At 39.5% G+C, this 1631-nt stretch carries 2 protein-coding genes and 1 pseudogene; all 3 read left to right on the plus strand.

Annotated features, from left to right (window positions below; all coding sequences use genetic code 11):
- Positions 1-337 precede the first annotated feature (337 nt).
- Positions 338-904, plus strand: a complete 567-nt coding sequence (locus tag PX481_RS01895; protein WP_002784990.1) for a hypothetical protein — start codon at positions 338-340, stop codon at positions 902-904.
- Between the two features lie 48 nt (positions 905-952).
- Positions 953-1294, plus strand: coding sequence for a hypothetical protein (locus tag PX481_RS01900; protein ID WP_002757816.1), 342 nt, complete (start codon positions 953-955; stop codon positions 1292-1294).
- A gap of 28 nt (positions 1295-1322) precedes the next feature.
- A pseudogene (locus PX481_RS01905) lies at positions 1323-1631 on the plus strand (flotillin family protein); the annotation flags it as partial.

Consider the following 1631-nt stretch of genomic DNA (forward strand, 5'->3'; position numbering starts at 1 on the left):
CCCTTGTTTTTTGTACCAAGCGATGTACTACAAGAAGGATAATGCAAGGTTTTTGAAAGTCCCAATCCTATTTTCTTGCACTAACATCGGACTTTAACAGGTCAAAAGCTTTATTTTAAAAGGGTTTTACCATTATTCAGCAAGCCCTAATTATAACCAGCTACTTATTCATCCCATAGGAGAATTTGAGGTCAATTGTACTGCATTTAAACTGGGTAGGGAGCATTTTAATACAAATGTACGGAACTTGGTCACTCCTCACCCTGTTCACTTAAGTTTCAGCGTCGTGATTATAATTAGGGAATGATAGAAATTCTTAGGCAATAGGATCACATCAGTGTTGATAAATCATCTTTTCTTCGGCGCTTTCCTACCCCTTGATACTCTCCTGTCCACCCAGGGGATTATGGTTATGCTTCTGGCCGCTTATGCTTTAGCCATGTGGATGTTTCTAACTAGCGCCCCAAAAGTTCATACAATCATGGTGACAGATTTGGAGACAGCCCGACAATTTTATGAAGGACTTTTAAATTTACCCACGGCCGATGTCCCCCTCCATTACTATTACAATTATGAGCAGACGATGGGCAATAATATGATTGACCCATTTTATATGTCTAGTAATCCGGCTGTGACTACTGCCAACCCTTCTTTGGGAGATCAACCCCAGGGTTTATGGTATCAGTTAAAGAAAAATACCCAACTGCACATCGTTGCTGGAGCAACCGCGGGTTATAAGGATCGTCATCGTCACGTTTGTTTTGATCACGATTGTTTAGAACAAATTCTGATGCGGGTGGAATCACGACGCTTAAAGTATAAAGTTCGTCGCAATAAACCTTTAAATTTTTTGGTCAAAGATAATGCTGATCGCGTGATTGAAATGGCCGAAGTCTCGAATTAGTTAACGTTAATTAGATTGGGGGCAACTATAACGGTAAATAACTAAACTATGAATGCTCAACTGCTCACAATCGTTTTAATTTCTTTAGGGGTAGGTATTGGTTTGGCCATTCTACTCCTAATTTTAGTCAAGTTAAGACGCTGCAACCAACAGGTAAATAGTATCGTCGATTATCACTCTCTCATCGGTTTAATCGGAGTTGTTCAAATCCCCTTCGATAAAAATAGCAAGGGGAAAGTGCGAGTTAATGTCGGGGATAGTCTGATCGATATAGTAGCGATAACGGAAGGGGAAGAACAATTTAATGTCGGGGATCAAGCATTTATCCTCAATTTCCAGGACAATAAAGTTTTAGTCATTGCGGAAAAGTATATCAGAGGCGATTTGTAATTTCTTCTAAACCAAAGGGTAACTAACTATGAATAGTCAAAATAATTCCTATCTCATCCAAATCAATCCCAATCAAGACGACAACAATCACAACAACAGTGCTGGTAATTTATTGTTGAATAGTGTTCCCATTGCTTTATTGATATTTCTGGGGATTGGTGCGATTTGGTTTATCAATGCTTTTTTGTGTATTTGCAAACCCAATGAAGTAGTAATCCTGAGTGGGATGAAACGCAAATCAAAAGATAGACAAGATGCGGGGTATCGAGTGGTATCGGGGGGTCGGGCAATTCGTATTCCAATTTTAGAAACCGTTAAACGCATGGATGTCACCACA

It is taken from the genome of Microcystis sp. M53603_WE2 (genome assembly GCF_030065435.1).